Origin of the sequence: Nocardioides sp. GCM10030259 (assembly GCF_042666375.1) — a bacterium.
Classification (GTDB): Bacteria; Actinomycetota; Actinomycetes; order Propionibacteriales; family Nocardioidaceae; genus Nocardioides.
In genome coordinates, this window is record NZ_JBHTDF010000008.1 from 416,330 (window position 1) to 431,879 (window position 15,550).

At 70.3% G+C, this 15,550-nt stretch carries 27 protein-coding genes; 6 read left to right on the forward strand and 21 right to left on the reverse strand.

Annotation, left to right across the window (positions count from 1 at the left end):
• Positions 1-157 precede the first annotated feature (157 nt).
• The 21 genes from rplO to rpsJ form a co-directional block, all read right to left on the reverse strand.
• Complete coding sequence (gene rplO, locus ACFQQI_RS10640; protein ID WP_378562098.1) at positions 158-598, reverse strand: 50S ribosomal protein L15; 441 nt, start codon at positions 596-598, stop codon at positions 158-160.
• A 1-nt stretch (position 599) separates the two neighbouring features.
• The gene (gene rpmD, locus ACFQQI_RS10645) at positions 600-782 is read right to left on the reverse strand and encodes a 50S ribosomal protein L30 (RefSeq protein WP_378562101.1); all 183 of its coding nucleotides are present in this window, start codon (positions 780-782) and stop codon (positions 600-602) included.
• Positions 782-1,399, reverse strand: a complete 618-nt coding sequence (rpsE, locus tag ACFQQI_RS10650; RefSeq protein WP_378562105.1) for a 30S ribosomal protein S5 — start codon at positions 1,397-1,399, stop codon at positions 782-784. The genes rpmD and rpsE overlap by 1 nt, the downstream gene beginning before the upstream one ends.
• A gap of 34 nt (positions 1,400-1,433) precedes the next feature.
• Positions 1,434-1,817, reverse strand: coding sequence for a 50S ribosomal protein L18 (rplR, locus tag ACFQQI_RS10655; protein ID WP_378562109.1), 384 nt, complete (start codon positions 1,815-1,817; stop codon positions 1,434-1,436).
• A 2-nt stretch (positions 1,818-1,819) separates the two neighbouring features.
• Entirely contained in the window at positions 1,820-2,359 is a 540-nt protein-coding gene (rplF, locus tag ACFQQI_RS10660; protein ID WP_378562113.1) for a 50S ribosomal protein L6, read from the reverse strand.
• A gap of 29 nt (positions 2,360-2,388) precedes the next feature.
• Positions 2,389-2,796 (reverse strand): 30S ribosomal protein S8, encoded by a 408-nt coding sequence (gene rpsH / locus ACFQQI_RS10665; protein ID WP_378562116.1) that lies wholly within the window; start codon positions 2,794-2,796, stop codon positions 2,389-2,391.
• A 69-nt stretch (positions 2,797-2,865) separates the two neighbouring features.
• Positions 2,866-3,051: a type Z 30S ribosomal protein S14 gene (locus tag ACFQQI_RS10670; RefSeq protein WP_011757321.1), complete on the reverse strand. Its 186-nt coding sequence runs from the start codon at positions 3,049-3,051 to the stop codon at positions 2,866-2,868.
• A gap of 1 nt (position 3,052) precedes the next feature.
• Positions 3,053-3,625 carry a 50S ribosomal protein L5 gene (rplE, locus tag ACFQQI_RS10675; protein ID WP_378562119.1) on the reverse strand — a complete coding sequence of 191 codons (573 nt, stop codon included), beginning with the start codon at positions 3,623-3,625 and terminating at the stop codon, positions 3,053-3,055.
• A complete protein-coding gene (gene rplX, locus ACFQQI_RS10680; protein WP_378562314.1) occupies positions 3,625-3,975 on the reverse strand; it encodes a 50S ribosomal protein L24 in 351 nt (116 codons plus the stop codon). Before rplX ends, rplE begins: the two co-directional genes overlap by 1 nt.
• 18 nt (positions 3,976-3,993) lie before the next feature.
• Positions 3,994-4,362, reverse strand: coding sequence for a 50S ribosomal protein L14 (rplN, locus tag ACFQQI_RS10685; RefSeq protein WP_011757324.1), 369 nt, complete (start codon positions 4,360-4,362; stop codon positions 3,994-3,996).
• A 68-nt stretch (positions 4,363-4,430) separates the two neighbouring features.
• Positions 4,431-4,700 (reverse strand): 30S ribosomal protein S17, encoded by a 270-nt coding sequence (gene rpsQ / locus ACFQQI_RS10690; protein ID WP_378562122.1) that lies wholly within the window; start codon positions 4,698-4,700, stop codon positions 4,431-4,433.
• Positions 4,697-4,939, reverse strand: a complete 243-nt coding sequence (rpmC, locus tag ACFQQI_RS10695; protein WP_378562125.1) for a 50S ribosomal protein L29 — start codon at positions 4,937-4,939, stop codon at positions 4,697-4,699. Before rpmC ends, rpsQ begins: the two co-directional genes overlap by 4 nt.
• Positions 4,939-5,358 (reverse strand): 50S ribosomal protein L16, encoded by a 420-nt coding sequence (gene rplP, locus ACFQQI_RS10700; protein WP_378562128.1) that lies wholly within the window; start codon positions 5,356-5,358, stop codon positions 4,939-4,941. The genes rpmC and rplP overlap by 1 nt, the downstream gene beginning before the upstream one ends.
• Before the next feature lie 3 nt (positions 5,359-5,361).
• Positions 5,362-6,189, reverse strand: a complete 828-nt coding sequence (gene rpsC, locus ACFQQI_RS10705; protein WP_378562131.1) for a 30S ribosomal protein S3 — start codon at positions 6,187-6,189, stop codon at positions 5,362-5,364.
• A complete protein-coding gene (rplV, locus tag ACFQQI_RS10710) occupies positions 6,189-6,623 on the reverse strand; it encodes a 50S ribosomal protein L22 (protein ID WP_378562134.1) in 435 nt (144 codons plus the stop codon). Before rplV ends, rpsC begins: the two co-directional genes overlap by 1 nt.
• The gene (gene rpsS / locus ACFQQI_RS10715; RefSeq protein WP_243058885.1) at positions 6,620-6,901 is read right to left on the reverse strand and encodes a 30S ribosomal protein S19; all 282 of its coding nucleotides are present in this window, start codon (positions 6,899-6,901) and stop codon (positions 6,620-6,622) included. Before rpsS ends, rplV begins: the two co-directional genes overlap by 4 nt.
• 5 nt (positions 6,902-6,906) lie before the next feature.
• Positions 6,907-7,743 carry a 50S ribosomal protein L2 gene (gene rplB / locus ACFQQI_RS10720; RefSeq protein WP_378562138.1) on the reverse strand — a complete coding sequence of 279 codons (837 nt, stop codon included), beginning with the start codon at positions 7,741-7,743 and terminating at the stop codon, positions 6,907-6,909.
• A 29-nt stretch (positions 7,744-7,772) separates the two neighbouring features.
• Complete coding sequence (gene rplW / locus ACFQQI_RS10725) at positions 7,773-8,078, reverse strand: 50S ribosomal protein L23 (protein ID WP_275745851.1); 306 nt, start codon at positions 8,076-8,078, stop codon at positions 7,773-7,775.
• A complete protein-coding gene (gene rplD, locus ACFQQI_RS10730; RefSeq protein WP_378562142.1) occupies positions 8,075-8,707 on the reverse strand; it encodes a 50S ribosomal protein L4 in 633 nt (210 codons plus the stop codon). The genes rplW and rplD overlap by 4 nt, the downstream gene beginning before the upstream one ends.
• Before the next feature lie 2 nt (positions 8,708-8,709).
• Positions 8,710-9,384 carry a 50S ribosomal protein L3 gene (gene rplC / locus ACFQQI_RS10735; protein WP_378562145.1) on the reverse strand — a complete coding sequence of 225 codons (675 nt, stop codon included), beginning with the start codon at positions 9,382-9,384 and terminating at the stop codon, positions 8,710-8,712.
• 13 nt (positions 9,385-9,397) lie between these two features.
• On the reverse strand, positions 9,398-9,706 hold the full coding sequence (gene rpsJ / locus ACFQQI_RS10740) for a 30S ribosomal protein S10 (protein ID WP_008360994.1): 309 nt from the start codon (positions 9,704-9,706) through the stop codon (positions 9,398-9,400).
• 382 nt (positions 9,707-10,088) lie between these two features.
• Here rpsJ and ACFQQI_RS10745 point away from each other — a divergent pair, with 382 nt between their 5' ends.
• From ACFQQI_RS10745 to ACFQQI_RS10770, 6 genes are read left to right on the forward strand one after another with little or no spacing between them, the layout of a single operon-like run.
• Positions 10,089-11,225, forward strand: coding sequence for a dihydrodipicolinate reductase (locus tag ACFQQI_RS10745; protein ID WP_378562148.1), 1,137 nt, complete (start codon positions 10,089-10,091; stop codon positions 11,223-11,225).
• On the forward strand, positions 11,222-11,725 hold the full coding sequence (locus tag ACFQQI_RS10750; RefSeq protein WP_378562151.1) for a carboxymuconolactone decarboxylase family protein: 504 nt from the start codon (positions 11,222-11,224) through the stop codon (positions 11,723-11,725). The genes ACFQQI_RS10745 and ACFQQI_RS10750 overlap by 4 nt, the downstream gene beginning before the upstream one ends.
• A 12-nt stretch (positions 11,726-11,737) precedes the next feature.
• Positions 11,738-12,832: a hypothetical protein gene (locus ACFQQI_RS10755; RefSeq protein ID WP_378562154.1), complete on the forward strand. Its 1,095-nt coding sequence runs from the start codon at positions 11,738-11,740 to the stop codon at positions 12,830-12,832.
• A complete protein-coding gene (locus tag ACFQQI_RS10760; protein WP_378562157.1) occupies positions 12,829-13,452 on the forward strand; it encodes a DUF4129 domain-containing protein in 624 nt (207 codons plus the stop codon). Before ACFQQI_RS10755 ends, ACFQQI_RS10760 begins: the two co-directional genes overlap by 4 nt.
• Positions 13,449-14,576: a DUF4350 domain-containing protein gene (locus ACFQQI_RS10765; RefSeq protein WP_378562160.1), complete on the forward strand. Its 1,128-nt coding sequence runs from the start codon at positions 13,449-13,451 to the stop codon at positions 14,574-14,576. The genes ACFQQI_RS10760 and ACFQQI_RS10765 overlap by 4 nt, the downstream gene beginning before the upstream one ends.
• Positions 14,573-15,550, forward strand: a complete 978-nt coding sequence (locus ACFQQI_RS10770) for an AAA family ATPase (RefSeq protein ID WP_378562163.1) — start codon at positions 14,573-14,575, stop codon at positions 15,548-15,550. Before ACFQQI_RS10765 ends, ACFQQI_RS10770 begins: the two co-directional genes overlap by 4 nt.

The following is a 15,550-nucleotide window of genomic DNA, read 5'->3' on the forward strand; positions in this document are numbered from 1 at the left end:
CTTTCTCCAAGCGTGAAGCGGCCCCTGCGATCGCCTCGCAAGGACCCGGGGAAGCCTAACAGGCGCCCCACCGGGGCCAGAATGCGCGTCGGGCGCGGTGCTCCTGCCCACTGACAGGAACACCGCGCCCGGGACGCTGGTGTCGGTCAAATCGAGGTCAGACCAGGGTGGCGGAGCCGCCCGCGGCCTCGATCTTCTCCTTGGCCGAGCCGGAGAACGCGTTGGCGCTCACCTGGACGGCCACGGAGATCTCGCCCTGACCGAGGACCTTGACCGGGTGTCCGTCGCGGACGGCACCCTTGGCCACGAGGTCGTCGACGCCGATGGCGCCACCGTCGGGGAAGAGCTCGTTGATGCGGTCGAGGTTGACGACCTGGAAGTCCACCTTGAACGGGTTCTTGAAGCCCTTGAGCTTCGGCAGCCGCATGTGGATCGGCATCTGGCCACCCTCGAAGGAGGCCGGGACCTGGTAGCGAGCCTTGGTGCCCTTGGTACCGCGGCCCGCGGTCTTGCCCTTCGAGGCCTCACCGCGACCCACGCGGGTCTTGGCGGTCTTGGCGCCGGGGGCAGGACGCAGGTGGTGCAGCTTGAGCGTCATGTCAGTCGACCTCCTCGACCGTCACGAGGTGACGGACGGTCTGGACCATGCCGCGGATCTCCGGGCGGTCCTCCTTGACGACCACGTCGCCGATCCGCTTCAGACCGAGCGTCCGCAGCGTCTCGCGCTGGTTCCTCTTGAGGCCGACGAGGCCCCGGTCCTGGCGGACCTTGAGCTGTGCCATCAGGAGGACACCTCCTCGGAGACCCCTGCGGGAACCTCGACGCGGGCCTTCAGCAGCGCCGCCGGGGTGACCTGCTCGACCGGCAGGCCGCGGCGGGCCGCCACGGCCTCCGGCTGCTCGAGCATCCGGAGCGCCTCGACCGTCGCGTGGACGATGTTGATCTGGTTCGACGACCCGAGCGACTTGCTCAGGATGTCGTGGATGCCGGCGCACTCCAGCACCGCACGCACCGGGCCACCGGCGATCACACCGGTACCGGGAGCGGCCGGGCGCAGCATGACGACGCCAGCCGCCTTCTCGCCCTGGACCGGGTGCGGGATGGTGCCCTGGATGCGGGGGACGCGGAAGAAGTGCTTCTTCGCCTCCTCGACACCCTTGGCGATCGCGGCCGGAACTTCCTTGGCCTTGCCGTATCCGACACCGACCAGGCCGTCACCGTCACCGACGACCACGAGGGCGGTGAAGCTGAAGCGACGACCACCCTTCACGACCTTGGCGACACGGTTGATCGCGACGACACGCTCGATGTAGGCGGTCTTGTCAGCGCCCTGGCCGCGACGGTCGTCCCGCCCGCCCCGGCGCTCGCCACCGCGCTGTCCGCGCTGGGCTCCGCTCATGAGACTCTTCCTCTTCTCTCTCTGGTCTTCGCGATCAGAAGGTCAGGCCGCCGCTGCGGGCGCCATCGGCCAGGGCCGCGACGCGACCGTGGTACTTGTTACCGGCACGGTCGAACACGACGTCCGAGACGCCGGCCGACTTGGCCCGCTCGGCGACGAGCTCGCCGACCTTCTTGGCCTTCGCGGTCTTGTCGCCCTCGAAGCCGCGCAGGTCCGCCTCCATGGTGGACGCAGACGCGAGGGTCTTGCCCACCAGGTCGTCGACGACCTGGACGGTGATGTGCTTCGAGGAGCGGGTGACCACCAGGCGCGGGCGCTCGGCGGTGCCGTTGAGCTTCTTGCGACCGCGGACCTGGCGACGCAGGCGGGACTTCGTCCGCGCCGCGGTGTGCTTGTTGTTCGAAAGCGAGATCGCCATGGTCACTTACCAGCCTTTCCGACCTTGCGGCGGATGTGCTCACCCGCGTAGCGAACGCCCTTGCCCTTGTAGGGCTCCGGCTTGCGCAGCTTGCGGATGTTGGCGGCGACCTCGCCGACGAGCTGCTTGTCGATGCCCTGGACGCCGAGCTTGGTCGGACCCTCGACGGTGAAGGTGATGCCCTCGGGGGCGTTGAACGTGATCGGGTGCGAGTACCCGAGCTGGAACTCCAGCTGGGTCGGGCCCTTCGACAGGACGCGGTAGCCCACGCCCACGATCTCGAGCTTCTTCTCGTAGCCCTCGGTCACGCCGACGACCATGTTGTTGACCAGCGTGCGGGTCAGGCCGTGGAGCGCCTTGCTCTCACGCTCGTCGTCGGGCCGCTTGACGTCGAGGACGCCGTCCGACTTCTCGACGGTGATCGGGTTCGCCACGGTGTGGGAGAGGGTGCCCTTGGGGCCCTTCACCGTCACCACGGGGCCGTCGATCGCGACGTCGACGCCCGACGGGACCGCGATCGGAAGCTTGCCAATGCGCGACATGCTCTTCTACTCCTTCGCAGTTCTCGTCGTCACCAGACGTAGGCGAGGACTTCCCCACCCACGCCCTTCTGGTTGGCCTGGCGGTCGGTCAGCAGGCCCTGGCTCGTCGAGATGATCGCGACGCCCAGGCCGCCGAGCACCTTCGGGAGACCCGTGTGCTTGGCGTAGACCCGGAGACCGGGCTTGCTGATCCGGCGGACGCCCGCGATGGAGCGCTCCCGGTTGCGGCCGTACTTGAGCGTGATGGTCAGCGTCTTGCCGACCTCGCCCTCGGCCGGCTCCTGCACGTCGAACGACGTGATGTAGCCCTCCTGCTGGAGGATCTCCGCGACGCCGGCCTTCAGCTTGCTGTAGGGCATCGACACCGCGTCGTGGTACGCCTGGTTGGCGTTGCGCAGACGGGTGAGCATGTCTGCGATCGGGTCAGTCATCGTCATGATGTGGTTCTTTCTCGCCGTGGTTTCGGCCCGCGCTGTGGCGGGACGACCTTCAACGTGTTTGAGGGATTACCAGGAGGACTTGGTGACGCCGGGCAGCTCGCCGCGGTGCGCCATCTCCCGCAGGCAGATGCGGCACAGGCCGAACTTGCGGTAGACGGCCTTCGGCCGGCCGCAGCGCTGGCAGCGGGTGTAGCCGCGGACAGCGAACTTCGGCTTGCGAGCGGCCTTGACCTTGAGCGCGGTCTTCGCCATGTCAGTTCTCCTTGAACGGGAAGCCGAGCTGCTTCAGCAGCGCGCGACCCTGCTCGTCGTTGGTGGCGGTGGTGACGATCGTGATGTCCATGCCGCGGGACCGGTCGATCTTGTCCTGGTCGATCTCGTGGAACATGACCTGCTCGGTGAGACCGAAGGTGTAGTTGCCGCGACCGTCGAACTGGTTGGGGTTCAGACCGCGGAAGTCACGGATCCGGGGCAGCGCCAGCGACAGCAGGCGGTCCAGGAACTCCCACATCCGGTCGCCGCGCAGCGTGGTGTGCGCGCCGATCGGCATGCCCTCACGCAGCTTGAACTGCGCGATGGACTTGCGGGCCTTGGTGACCAGCGGCTTCTGGCCGGTGATCGCGGTGAGGTCCTTGACCGCACCCTCGATCAGCTTCGAGTCGCGGGCCGCCTCGCCGACGCCCATGTTGACCACGATCTTGGTCAGGCCGGGCACCTGCATGACGTTCTGGATGTCGAACTCCGCCTTGAGCGCGGGGAGGATCTCCTCGCGGTAGCGGGTCTTCAGACGCGGCGCGACCGAAGCAGAGGTGGTGGTCTCGGTCATCAGATGTCCTTGCCGGTCTTGCGCGAGATGCGGACAGAGCGCTCGGCCTCGTAGGTCGAGCCGTCCGGACGGCGCTTGGTGACCTTGTCGCGGCGGAAGCCGACCCGGGTCACACCGTCGCCGTCGACGAGCATGACGTTGGAGATGTGGATCGGGGCCTCGGTGGTGATGATGCCGCCGGTGGTGCCGGCGCGGCCGCCCTGGTTGACGACCTTGGTGTGCCGCTTGACGCGGTTGACACCCTCGACGATCACCCGCTGCTCCTCACGGAGCACCTGGATGACCTTGCCCTCGGCACCCTTGTCCTTGCCGGCGATCACCTTGACGGTGTCGCCCTTCTTGATGTTCACGCTGTTCTTGCCCATGAGTCAGAGCACCTCCGGCGCGAGCGAGATGATCTTCATGAACTTCTTCTCGCGCAGCTCGCGGCCCACGGGGCCGAAAATGCGGGTGCCTCGCGGCTCGCCGTCGTTCTTGAGGATGACGGCGGCGTTCTCGTCGAAGCGGATGTACGAACCGTCGGGACGGCGACGCTCCTTCACGGTGCGCACGACAACGGCCTTGACGACGTCACCCTTCTTCACGTTGCCACCGGGGATCGCGTCCTTCACGGTGGCGACGATGACGTCGCCGATCCCCGCGTAGCGCCGACCCGAGCCACCGAGAACACGGATGCAGAGGATCTCCTTCGCACCGGTGTTGTCGGCGACCTTGAGTCGCGACTCCTGCTGAATCATTTCTTCTCCTGGTTGTCGTGCCGGTTCTCATCGCCTCAGCGGGCGGTGAGCCTGGCCGAACGGGTGGACTACTTGGCCTTCTCGAGGATCTCGACGACGCGCCAGCGCTTGGTGGCCGACAGCGGGCGGGTCTCCATGAGGAGCACGCGGTCGCCGATGCCGCACTCGTTCTTCTCGTCGTGCGCCTTCAGCTTGCTCGTGCGGCGCATGACCTTGCCGTACAGCGCGTGCTTCACGCGGTCCTCGACGGACACGACCACGGTCTTGTCCATCTTGTCGCTGACGACCAGGCCCTCACGGACCTTGCGGGCGTTCCGCTCAGCGGTCTGCTCGCTCATGCGTCACCATCCTCAGTGCTGTCCTGGCCCGGGGTGGGACGGATGCCGAGCTCGCGCTCGCGCACCACGGTGTAGATCCGGGCGATGTCCTTCTTGACCGTACGGAGCCGGCCGTGGCTCTCCAGCTGGCCGGTGGCCGCCTGGAAGCGGAGGTTGAAGAGCTCCTCCTTGGCCTCGCGCAGCTTCGACTCGAGGTCCACGGCGTTCAGCTCGTCGAGCTCGTGAGCCTTGGTCGCCATCAGAATTCACCTGCCTCACGGGAGACGAAGCGGCACTTCATGGGGAGCTTGTGCATCGCGCGGCGCATGGCCTCGCGGGCAACGTCCTCCGAAACACCGGAGAGTTCGAACATGACACGGCCCGGCTTCACGTTGGCCACCCACCACTCGGGCGAGCCCTTGCCGGAACCCATGCGGGTCTCAGCCGGCTTCTTGGTGAGGGGACGGTCCGGGTAGATGTTGATCCAGACCTTGCCGCCACGCTTGATGTGGCGGGTCATCGCGATACGGGCCGACTCGATCTGGCGGTTGGTCACGTAGTGACCCTCGACCGCCTGGATGCCGAAGTCGCCGAAGGCGAGGCGGGTGCCGCCCTTGGCCGCACCGGTCCGCTTCGGGTGGTGCTGCTTGCGGTGCTTGACACGACGGGGCATCAGCATGGGTCAGCCCTCCTTCGGGGTCTCAGCCGCCGGCGCCGCAGCCTCGGCGGGAGCCTCGGTGGCGGGCGCCTCGGCGCCACGGTCCGCACGCGACGGACGGTCGCCGCGCGAGCCGCGGGTCGGACGGTCGCCGCCACGCGACGGACGACCGCTACGACCGGGGACGCCCGCGCGGGCGGCGGCCTGGGCCTGGCGCTCGGCACGGGTGCCGGCGACCTCGCCCTTGTAGATCCAGACCTTCACGCCGATGCGGCCGAAGGTCGTGCGGGCCTCGTAGAAGCCGTAGTCGATGTCGGCGCGGAGGGTGTGCAGCGGCACGCGGCCCTCGCGGTAGAACTCGGTGCGCGACATCTCGGCGCCGTTGAGGCGGCCGGAGCACTGGATCCGGATGCCCTTGGCACCGGAGCGCATCGAGGTCTGCATCGCCTTGCGCATCGCGCGACGGAACTGCACGCGGCCCGACAGCTGCTCGGCCACGCCCTGGGCGACCAGCTGCGCGTCGATCTCGGGGTTCTTGACCTCGAGGATGTTCAGCTGGACCTGCTTGCCGGTGAGCTTCTCGAGCTCGCCGCGGATGCGGTCGGCCTCGGCGCCGCGGCGGCCGATGACGATGCCCGGACGCGCGGTGTGGATGTCCACGCGGACGCGGTCACGGGTGCGCTCGATCTCGACCTTGGCGATGCCGGCCCGCTCCATGCCCTTGGAGAGCAGCTTGCGGATGGCGACGTCCTCGCCGACGTACGACTTGTAGAGCTTGTCGGCGTACCAACGGCTCTTGTGGTCCGTCGAGATGCCCAGACGGAAACCGTTCGGGTTGATCTTCTGGCCCATCAGGCACTCTTCCTCTTCTTGGCGGTCGCCTTCTTCTCCACCGCGTCGGCCGGCTGGACGACGAGCGTGATGTGGCTGGTGCGCTTGTTGATGCGGGTCGCACGACCCTGCGCACGCGGACGCCAACGCTTCATGGTCGGGCCCTCGTCGACCTGGGCGACGGAGATGACCAGGTCGTTCGTGTCGAGGCCCTCAGTGGTCTCGGCGTTCGCGACTGCGCTCTCCAGCACCTTCAGGACGGTCTCGGAGGCGGCCTGCGGCGCGAACTGCAGCAGGGCCGAGGCCTCCTCGACGGGCAGACCGCGCACCATGTCGACGACACGGCGGGCCTTCATCGGGGTGATCCGCGTGTAGCGGGCGCTGGCGAACGCGCCCGGCTGGTCGCCGAGCAGCGACTCGCGGCGCGCGCTGACGCGCTGGCGGTCGGTGGTCATCGACGGCGCCCCTTCCGGTCTTCCTTGACGTGCCCGCGGTAGGTGCGGGTGGGAGCGAACTCCCCGAGCTTGTGGCCGACCATCGCGTCGGTCACGAAGACCGGCACGTGCTTGCGACCGTCGTGGACCGCGATCGTGTGACCGATCATGTCCGGGACGATCATCGAGCGGCGCGACCAGGTCTTGATGACGTTGTGGGAGCCCTTCTCGTTCTCCGCGTCCACCTTCTTCTGCAGGTGGCCGTCGACGAAGGGACCCTTCTTCAGACTGCGAGGCATCTCAGTTACTTCCTACCCTTGCCGGACTTGCGACGGCGGATGATCTGGGAGTCGGAGGCCTTGCGCTTGCGCGTACGGCCCTCGGGCTTGCCCCAGGGCGAGACCGGGTGGCGACCACCGGAGGTCTTGCCCTCACCACCACCGTGCGGGTGGTCGACCGGGTTCATGACGACACCACGGACGGTCGGGCGCTTGCCCTTCCACCGCATGCGGCCGGCCTTGCCCCAGTTGATGTTCGACTGCTCGGCGTTGCCGACCTCGCCGACGGTCGCGCGGCAGCGCACGTCGACGAACCGCATCTCGCCGGAGGGCATGCGCAGCGTGGCGCGCGAGCCCTCACGGGCGACGAGCTGGGCCGAGTTGCCGGCCGAGCGGGCGATCTTCGCGCCGCCGCCCGGACGCAGCTCCACGCAGTGGATGGTGGTACCGACCGGGATGTTGCGCAGCGGCAGGTTGTTGCCGGGCTTGATGTCGGCGTTCGGGCCGGACTCCACGCGGGTGCCCTGCGACAGGTCCTTCGGCGCGATGATGTAGCGCTTCTCGCCGTCGGCGTAGTGCAGCAGCGCGATGCGCGCGGTGCGGTTGGGGTCGTACTCGATGTGAGCGACCTTGGCCGGCACGCCGTCCTTGTCGTAGCGACGGAAGTCGATGATGCGGTAGGCCCGCTTGTGGCCACCACCCTGGTGCCGGGTGGTGATCCGGCCCTGGTTGTTGCGGCCGCCCTTCTTGGGCAGCGGACGCGTCAGCGACTTCTCCGGCGTGGTCCGGGTGATCTCGACGAAGTCAGCGACCGACGAGCCACGACGGCCCGGGGTGGTCGGCTTGTACTTGCGGATTGCCATGTGTCTTCAGTCCTCGTTCCAGCGCCCGGTCAGGAGACCGGACCTCCGAAGATGTCGATGCGGTGGCCCTCGGCCAGGCTGACGATCGCGCGCTTGGTGTCCTTGCGCTTGCCGAGGCCGTTGCGGGTCCGGCGCGTCTTGCCCGGGCGGTTGATCGTGTTGACCGACGTCACCTTGACGTTGAACACCTTCTCGACCGCGATCTTGATCTCGGTCTTGTTCGCGTCGGGGTGCACCAGGAAGGTGTACTTGTTCGCGTCGAGCAGGCCGTAGCTCTTCTCGGACACGACCGGCGCGAGCAGGATGTCGCGGTGGTCCTTGTGCAGGGTGCTCACTTGGCAGCCTCCTCGGTCTTGTTCACGAAGGCGTCGAACGCACCCTGGGTGAAGACCACGTCGTCGGCGGCCAGCACGTCGTACGTGTTGAGCTGGTCGACGGCCACGATGTGCACCTCGGGGGCGTTGCGCAGCGACAGCCAGGTGACGGAGTCGGTGCGCTCCAGCACGACGAGGAAGTTGCTGCGCTCCGAGAGCGTCGACAGCGCGGCCAGGGCGGCCTTGGTCGACGGGGCCTCGGCGCTGATCAGCGACTCGACGACATGGATGCGGTCGTTGCGGGCCCGGTCGGAGAGGGCGCCACGGAGCGCGGCGGCCTTCATCTTCTTGGGCGTGCGCTGGTCGTACTTGCGCGGCTGCGGGCCGTGGACGGTGCCACCGCCGGCGAACTGCGGCGCGCGGGTCGAGCCCTGGCGGGCGCGGCCGGTGCCCTTCTGCTTGTAGGGCTTGCGGCCACCGCCGCGGACCTCGCCGCGGGTCTTGGTGGCGTGGGTGCCCTGACGCGCGGCGGCCTGCTGGGCCACGACGACCTGGTGGATCAGCGGGACGTTGACCTCGACGTCGAAGATCTCGGCGGGAAGGTCGACCTTGGCCTTCTTCGGCGCAGCAGCCTTCTTGGTGGTAGCCATGCTCAGACCTCCTTGCCAGCAGTGATGGAGCTCTTGGCGGCCGAGCGGAGGACCACGAGACCACCCTTGGGGCCGGGAACGGCGCCCTTGAGGAGGATCAGGCCCTTCTCCACGTCGACGGCGTGGACGGTGACGTTCTGGGTGGTGACCGTGTCGGAACCCATCCGGCCGGCCATGCGCACACCCTTGAACACGCGGCCGGGGGTGGCGCAGGCGCCGATCGAGCCCGGCTTGCGGTGGTTGCGGTGGGCACCGTGCGAGGCCGAGACACCGGCGAAGCCGTGGCGCTTCATCGTGCCGGCGAATCCCTTGCCCTTGCTGGTGCCGGTCACGTCGATGTCGTCGCCCGCGGCGAAGGTGTCGACGGGCAGCTCCTGGCCGACCGTGAACTCAGCGGCGATGGCGGTGCGGATCTCGACCAGGTGGCGACGCGGGGTGGTGCCGGCCTTGGTGAACTGGCCGGCGAGCGGCTTGGTCACCTTGCGGCCGTCGATCTCGCCGTACCCGACCTGGATGGCGTTGTAGCCGTCGGTGTCGGGGGTGCGGACCAGGGTCACGACGTTGGCGCCGGCGTCGATGACGGTCACGGGGACGACGCGGTTGTTCTCGTCCCAGACCTGGGTCATGCCGAGCTTGGTGCCCAGCAGGCCCTTCACGTTGCGTTCGAAAGTGCTCATAGTCAGTAGAACCTCAGAGCTTGATCTCGATGTCGACGCCGGCAGGGAGGTCGAGGCGCATCAGCGAGTCGACGGTCTTCGGCGTGGGGTCGATGATGTCGATGAGGCGCTTGTGGGTGCGCATCTCGAAGTGCTCGCGGGAGTCCTTGTACTTGTGGGGCGAGCGGATGACGCAGTACACGTTCTTCTCGGTCGGCAGCGGCACCGGGCCGGCGACCTTGGCACCCGTGCGGGTGACCGTGTCCACGATCTTGCGCGCCGAGGTGTCGATCACCTCGTGGTCATAGGCCTTGAGCCTGATGCGGATCTTCTGTCCCGCCATAGGTCTCTCTGTCCTCACTCGTTCTGTACCGCGTGCGTTTTCCGGGGCGTCCTCGGGCTTGAGTCGGTCCCGCCCGTGCTTCCCACCGCTCCGGCTCCGACCCCCGCGGTCGGGCGTGTCGCGCTGTTGGGGCGCAACACGAGACCGGGATCTCGCCTTTGCTTGTTGGTGGCGCCCGACGGTCGTCGAGCAGATCGGGTCTCCAGGTTCGGTGCTGCCGCACGCGCAGACGACTGAGGCTGTCCAGGAGACGCGATTCAGAAGTCAAGATGTGCGGTGCACCCCGGCAACCCGCCGAAGCAACCGGACTATCTTGGCAGAGATCGGGCGCGACACCAAATCCACTCCGGCGGGATCCGCGCGGGTGGGCTAAAGTCGCTGCATGCCGGACGAGAACACGTTCTACTTCGCGTCCTCGGACGGTGCGTCGAGCGTACCCGTGATCGTCTGGGGGACGGGGAACATGGGGCGCGCGGCGATTCGCGCCGTCACCGCCCACCCGGACCTGGTGCTGGCCGGCGTCGTCGTCTCCTCCCCCGCCAAGGCCGGCCGCGACGCCGGCGAGCTCGCGGGCCTGGACCACGCGCTCGGCGTACCCGCCACCACGGACGTCGAGGCGGCGCTGGCCACGCTCGGTGGCGCGGGCGCCGTCGCGTACATGGCCTCGGGCGACGTCCGTCCGGACGCGGCGCTCGCCGACGTCGCCCGGTGCCTGCGGGCGGGCGCGACCGTGGTCACCCCGGCGCTGTACGCGCTCTACGACCCGCGCCACGCTCCCGCGGAGGTCACCGCTCCCCTGCTGGCGGCGACCGAGGAGGGGGCGAGCGCACTGTTCGCCAGCGGGGTCGACCCGGGCTGGGGCAACGACGTGCTGCCGGTGCTGGTGAGCGCGATGGCCGGCACCGTCGACGAGGTGCGCTGCCAGGAGATCTTCGACTACTCCACCTACGACCAGCCGGACTCGGTGCGCCTCCTCGTCGGCATGGGCCAGCCGATGGGCTACGAGCCGCCGATGGTGGCCGCCGGAGTGCCGACGATGGTGTGGGGCGGGCAGGTCCGGATGATCGCGCGGGCGCTCGGCGTCGAGCTCGACGAGATCCGGGAGACGCTCGAGCGACTCCCGCTGGACGCCGACGTGACCAACGCGATGGGGCTGTTCGAGGCGGGCAGCCAGGGTGCGCTGCGGTTCGAGGTGCAGGGCGTCGTCGACGGCGTCCCCAGGATCGTCGTCGAGCACGTCACCCGGATCGATCCCGGCTGTGCCCCGGACTGGCCGACGCCGCCCGACGGCGGAGCGGGCGCGCACCGGGTCGTGATCGAGGGACGCCCGCGCATCGAGGTCAGCCTCGAGGCCACCGACGAGGGCGGCAACCGCGCCGCCGGCGGCAACGCGACAGCCGCGAACCGCCTGGTCAACGCGATCCCCTGGTTGACCGCAGCACCGCCCGGTCTGTACGACGGGCTCGACGTACCGCTCGTCCCCGCGAGCGGGCGCATCCCGAGGAGGAGCACATCGTGATCATCGACCTGCCCGAGGACAAGGACCCCATCCTCTACGTGTGGGGCGAGATGGTGCCCGCGATCGGGATCCCGGCCTCGACGTACTCCACGAGCGTCTACGAGCACACCACGCTCGGGCTGCGGGAGTTCGAGGCCGCGCGGCTGCGGATCGCGCAGATCAACGGCTGCCTCTTCTGCCAGGACTGGCGCACCGAGCGCGACGGCGTGACGGTCGAGGACACCTTCGCCGACGCCGTGACGAGCTGGCGCACGACGCGGGACTTCGACGAGCGGACCCGGCTCGCCGCGGAGTACGCCGAGCGGTACGCCCTCGACCACCAGGGTCTCGACGCGGGGTTCTGGACGCGGATGAAGGCCTGCTACACCGACAAGGAGATCGTCGAGATCTCGATGTGCCTGGGCGCCTGGCTGGCCTTCGGCCGCCTCAACCACGTGCTCGGCCTCGACACGGCGTGCGTGCTGCCGAGTCATGCCGTCCCGCAGCAGGCACAGCACTGACAGGATGTGCCCATGTCGGGCACCCAGTCGTTCCCGCCGCCAGGGCACGACCCCGCCGGCCGACCACCGCCGCCACCCGGATGGCAGGCGCCGCCGCCCGGGTGGCCAGCACCGCCGCCGACCGGCGGGCCACCACCTCCGCCCGGCTGGGCGCCCGGGATGCTCGGCGCCGCGCACAAGCCCGGCGCGATGCCGCTGCGGCCGCTCGGGCTCGGTGACATCTACGACGCGGCGTTCCGGATCATCCGGTTCAACCCGAAGGCGACGGTCGGCTCGGCCGTGCTGGTCGCCGCGATCGCGATGGTGCTCCCGGTCCTCGGCACCGCGGTGCTCACCCTGGCCGTCGACTTCTCCGGCTCCACCTCCGAGGACACCGCCGACGCGATCGGCGGGGTGACCGCGCTCGCGGCGATCGGGCTCGGGTCCGTGCTGCAGTACGTCGGCCTGATCTTCGTGACCGGGATGATCGCCCACGTGACCGCGGCGGCGGCGATCGGGCGGCGGCTGAGCCTCGGCGAGGCGTGGGCCGCCACCCGCGGCAGCCGGTGGCGGCTGGTCGGGCTCACCACGATGATCGGGCTGATGTGGCTCGGCCTGCTGGGCGGCTACGTGCTCGCCTCGATCTTCGTGGTGCTGGCCTCGCCCTCCTGGGAGGTGCCCGCCGTGTGGTTCGTCGTGACCGTGCCGGTGGCCCTGGCCCTCGGGTGCTGGCTCTGGATCCGGCTCACCTACCTCGCCGTGCCGGCCCTGATGATCGAGCGGACCGGCATCTCCCGCGGGTTCGGCCGCGCGGTGTCGCTGACCCGCCGGCAGTTCTGGCGCACGTTCGGCATCGGGCTGCTGACCCTCGTCGTCACCTCGGTCGCGGCCCAGATCCTCACCGTGCCGTTCGCGATCCTCGGGCCCGTGCTCAGCCTCCTCACGGACGACGCCGGCATCGCGCTCCTCCTGATGGTCGTCGTCAACGCGCTCGGCACGGTCGTGTCGACCGCCTTCGTCGCTCCGTTCACGGCCGCCGTGACCTCGCTCCAGTACCTCGACCAGCGCATCCGCAAGGAGGCGTACGACGTCGAGCTGATGACCCAGGCGGGGATCACCGCCCCGTGACCCCGCTGTCGGCGTACGCCGTGGAGCCGCCGCTCGACCCCTCCGGGGACGAGGCGCGGTCGCTGCTCGGGCGGGAGCTCGTCCACCCGGAGTACCACGAGCGCAACGTCATCGAGCAGCTCCTGGACTGGCTCGACCGCCTCGTCGGCGGCACGATCGACGCCGCGGCCGACGCGCCACCGCTGTCGACGTTCCTCGCGATCGTGGCGTTCCTGCTGCTCGGGCTGGCGCTGGCGTGGCTGGTCTCGCGCGTCCGGCGAACGCCGCGCGTGGCCGGCGCCCCGGGCCCCGTGGTGGAGGACCGGCGGGCGACCGCCGCGGATCTGCGCGCCGCCGCCGAGCAGGCCCTGGCTGAGGGCCGGCCGGCCGTCGCGGTGGTCGAGGGCTTCCGCGCCCTGACCGTCCGCCAGGTCGAGCGCGGCTGGCTCGACGACCGGCCCGGGGCCACCGCCCGCGAGGTCGCCGACCTCCTCGGCAGCCTGCACCCCGACCTGAGGTCCCGGGTCGCCGGCAGCGCCGCCCTCTTCGACGCCGTGCTGTACGGCGGGCGCCCGGCCACCCGCGACCAGGCCGTCGACGTGCTCGCGCTCGACGACGCCCTGGCAGGAGCTCGCCGATGACGACCGCCGCCCCCGAGCGGGCCCCGGGGCGACTTCGCCGGCACCGCTCCACCCTGGTCGTGGTGCTCGGACTGCTCGCCGCGCTCGCCGTCGTGCTGCTGACCGCCACCGACGACCGCGGCCAGGGATACCTCGACCCGGACTCCCCCGACCTCGACGGGGCGCGCGCCGTCGCGCAGGTGCTCGCCGACCAGGGCGTGGACGTCGACGTCGTGCGCAGCGCCGACGACCTCGACCGCACCGAGGTCGGCCCCGGCACGACGGTCGTGGTCACCTCGACCACGCAGCTCGGGCGCAGCACCACCCGCCGGCTGCTCGACCACGCCGGCGACGCCCGCCTCGTGCTGGTCGAGGCCGCGCCCGGCCTGGCCGAGGTGCTCGACGTGCCGGTCCCGACCATGGTCGCGCCCGACGAGGCGGTCGCGGCCGACTGCGCCGACCCGACGTACGCCGACCTGTCGGTCGCGGTCGACCGGGCCGTCGGCTACCCGGGGGCGGGGTGCTTCCCGACCGACGAGGGGGCGCTGCTGGCCGAGCCGCGTCCGGGGCTGGTGCTCCTCGGCGCGGGCGAGGCGCTGACCAACGACCAGGTCCTGCGGGCCGACAACGCGGCGGTCGCGCTGCGACTGCTGGGTCAGTCGGAGCGGCTCGTCTGGTACGTGCCGACGCTGGACGACCTGCAGGCGGGCGACGGCGTGAGCCTGTCGTCGCTGCTGCCCGACTGGCTGCGGCCCGGCCTCGTGCTGGCCGGGGTGGCGACGCTCGCCCTGCTGCTGTGGCGGTCCCGCAGGCTCGGTCCCCTGGCGGTCGAGCCGCTGCCGGTGGCCGTGAAGGCGATCGAGACGACCCGGAGCCGTGGGCGGCTCTACCGCAGGGCCGGCGACCGGGCGCACGCGGCCGAGGTGCTGCGGGCCGCCGCACGTCGCCGCGTCGCCGACCGGCTCCGGCTCGGGTCGCGGCCCGATCCGGCCGCGCTCGTACGTGACCTGGCCCGCCACACCGGCCGGCCCGAGGCCGAGATCGACGCGCTCCTCGGGCCGCACGCTCCCCCGCCGACCACCGACCACGACCTGATCACGCTGGCCGAACACCTGGCCGAGCTCGAGAGAGAGGCACACCGTTGAGCGAGACGACCACCCCGTCGAGCGGCGACGAGGCGCGCGAGCGGCTCCACGCCGTACGCACCGAGGTCGCCAAGGCCGTCGTCGGACAGGACGCCGCCGTCTCGGGGCTCCTGGTGGCACTGCTGTGCGGTGGACACGTGCTGATGGAGGGCGTTCCGGGCGTCGCGAAGACGCTGCTGGTGCGCACGCTCTCCGGCGCGCTGTCGGTGGAGACGCGGCGCGTGCAGTTCACGCCGGACCTGATGCCCGGCGACATCACGGGCTCGATGGTGATCGACAGCCGCCAGGGCGAGCTGTCCTTCCGCGAGGGCCCGATCTTCACCAACCTGCTGCTCGCCGACGAGGTCAACCGCACTCCCCCGAAGACCCAGTCGGCGCTGCTCGAGGCGATGGAGGAGGGCCAGGTCTCGGTCGACGGCGTCTCGCGACCGCTGCCGAGGCCGTTCCTGGTCGCGGCGACGCAGAACCCCGTGGAGTACGAGGGCACCTACCCGCTCCCCGAGGCCCAGCTCGACCGGTTCCTGCTCAAGGTCGTGCTGCCGGTGCCCGACCGGGCGGCGGAGCTCGAGATCCTGCGCCGACACGCGAGCGGGTTCGACCCGCGCGACGTCGCCGCAGCCGGCGTACGACCGGTGGCCGGGCCCGGCGACATCGAGGCCGGACGGGCGGCGGTGGGCACCGTGCAGGTCAGCCCCGAGGTGGCGGGGTACGTCGTCGACATCGCCCGCGCGACCCGCGAGTCGCCGTCGCTCAGCCTCGGCGTCAGCCCGCGCGGCGCCACCGCGCTGCTGAAGTCGGCGCGCGCCTGGGCGTGGCTGAACGGCCGCGACTTCGTGACGCCCGACGACGTGAAGTCGCTCGCCCACGCGACGCTCGTGCACCGGCTCGGGCTGCGGCCCGAGGCCGAGCTCGAGGGCGTCGAGGTCGCCCAGGTGCTGGCGTCCGCGCTCGGCTCGGTGCCGGTCCCGAGGTAG

Coding starts and splice junctions, on each gene's coding strand:
- rplO (WP_378562098.1), bottom strand. CDS start 598: ATGACGCTCAAGCTGCACCACCTGCGTCCTGCCCCCGGCGCCAAGACC.
- rpmD (WP_378562101.1), bottom strand. CDS start 782: ATGGCACAGCTCAAGGTCCGCCAGGACCGGGGCCTCGTCGGCCTCAAG.
- rpsE (WP_378562105.1), bottom strand. CDS start 1,399: ATGAGCGGAGCCCAGCGCGGACAGCGCGGTGGCGAGCGCCGGGGCGGG.
- rplR (WP_378562109.1), bottom strand. CDS start 1,817: ATGGCGATCTCGCTTTCGAACAACAAGCACACCGCGGCGCGGACGAAG.
- rplF (WP_378562113.1), bottom strand. CDS start 2,359: ATGTCGCGCATTGGCAAGCTTCCGATCGCGGTCCCGTCGGGCGTCGAC.
- rpsH (WP_378562116.1), bottom strand. CDS start 2,796: ATGACGATGACTGACCCGATCGCAGACATGCTCACCCGTCTGCGCAAC.
- ACFQQI_RS10670 (WP_011757321.1), bottom strand. CDS start 3,051: ATGGCGAAGACCGCGCTCAAGGTCAAGGCCGCTCGCAAGCCGAAGTTC.
- rplE (WP_378562119.1), bottom strand. CDS start 3,625: ATGACCGAGACCACCACCTCTGCTTCGGTCGCGCCGCGTCTGAAGACC.
- rplN (WP_011757324.1), bottom strand. CDS start 4,362: ATGATTCAGCAGGAGTCGCGACTCAAGGTCGCCGACAACACCGGTGCG.
- rpsQ (WP_378562122.1), bottom strand. CDS start 4,700: ATGAGCGAGCAGACCGCTGAGCGGAACGCCCGCAAGGTCCGTGAGGGC.
- rpmC (WP_378562125.1), bottom strand. CDS start 4,939: ATGGCGACCAAGGCTCACGAGCTCGACGAGCTGAACGCCGTGGACCTC.
- rplP (WP_378562128.1), bottom strand. CDS start 5,358: ATGCTGATGCCCCGTCGTGTCAAGCACCGCAAGCAGCACCACCCGAAG.
- rpsC (WP_378562131.1), bottom strand. CDS start 6,189: ATGGGCCAGAAGATCAACCCGAACGGTTTCCGTCTGGGCATCTCGACG.
- rplV (WP_378562134.1), bottom strand. CDS start 6,623: ATGACCACCGACCGCCAGCGCGTCAGCGCGCGCCGCGAGTCGCTGCTC.
- rpsS (WP_243058885.1), bottom strand. CDS start 6,901: ATGCCTCGCAGTCTGAAGAAGGGTCCCTTCGTCGACGGCCACCTGCAG.
- rplB (WP_378562138.1), bottom strand. CDS start 7,743: ATGGCAATCCGCAAGTACAAGCCGACCACCCCGGGCCGTCGTGGCTCG.
- rplD (WP_378562142.1), bottom strand. CDS start 8,707: ATGGCTACCACCAAGAAGGCTGCTGCGCCGAAGAAGGCCAAGGTCGAC.
- rplC (WP_378562145.1), bottom strand. CDS start 9,384: ATGAGCACTTTCGAACGCAACGTGAAGGGCCTGCTGGGCACCAAGCTC.
- rpsJ (WP_008360994.1), bottom strand. CDS start 9,706: ATGGCGGGACAGAAGATCCGCATCAGGCTCAAGGCCTATGACCACGAG.
- ACFQQI_RS10745 (WP_378562148.1), top strand. CDS start 10,089: ATGCCGGACGAGAACACGTTCTACTTCGCGTCCTCGGACGGTGCGTCG.
- ACFQQI_RS10755 (WP_378562154.1), top strand. CDS start 11,738: ATGTCGGGCACCCAGTCGTTCCCGCCGCCAGGGCACGACCCCGCCGGC.
- ACFQQI_RS10765 (WP_378562160.1), top strand. CDS start 13,449: ATGACGACCGCCGCCCCCGAGCGGGCCCCGGGGCGACTTCGCCGGCAC.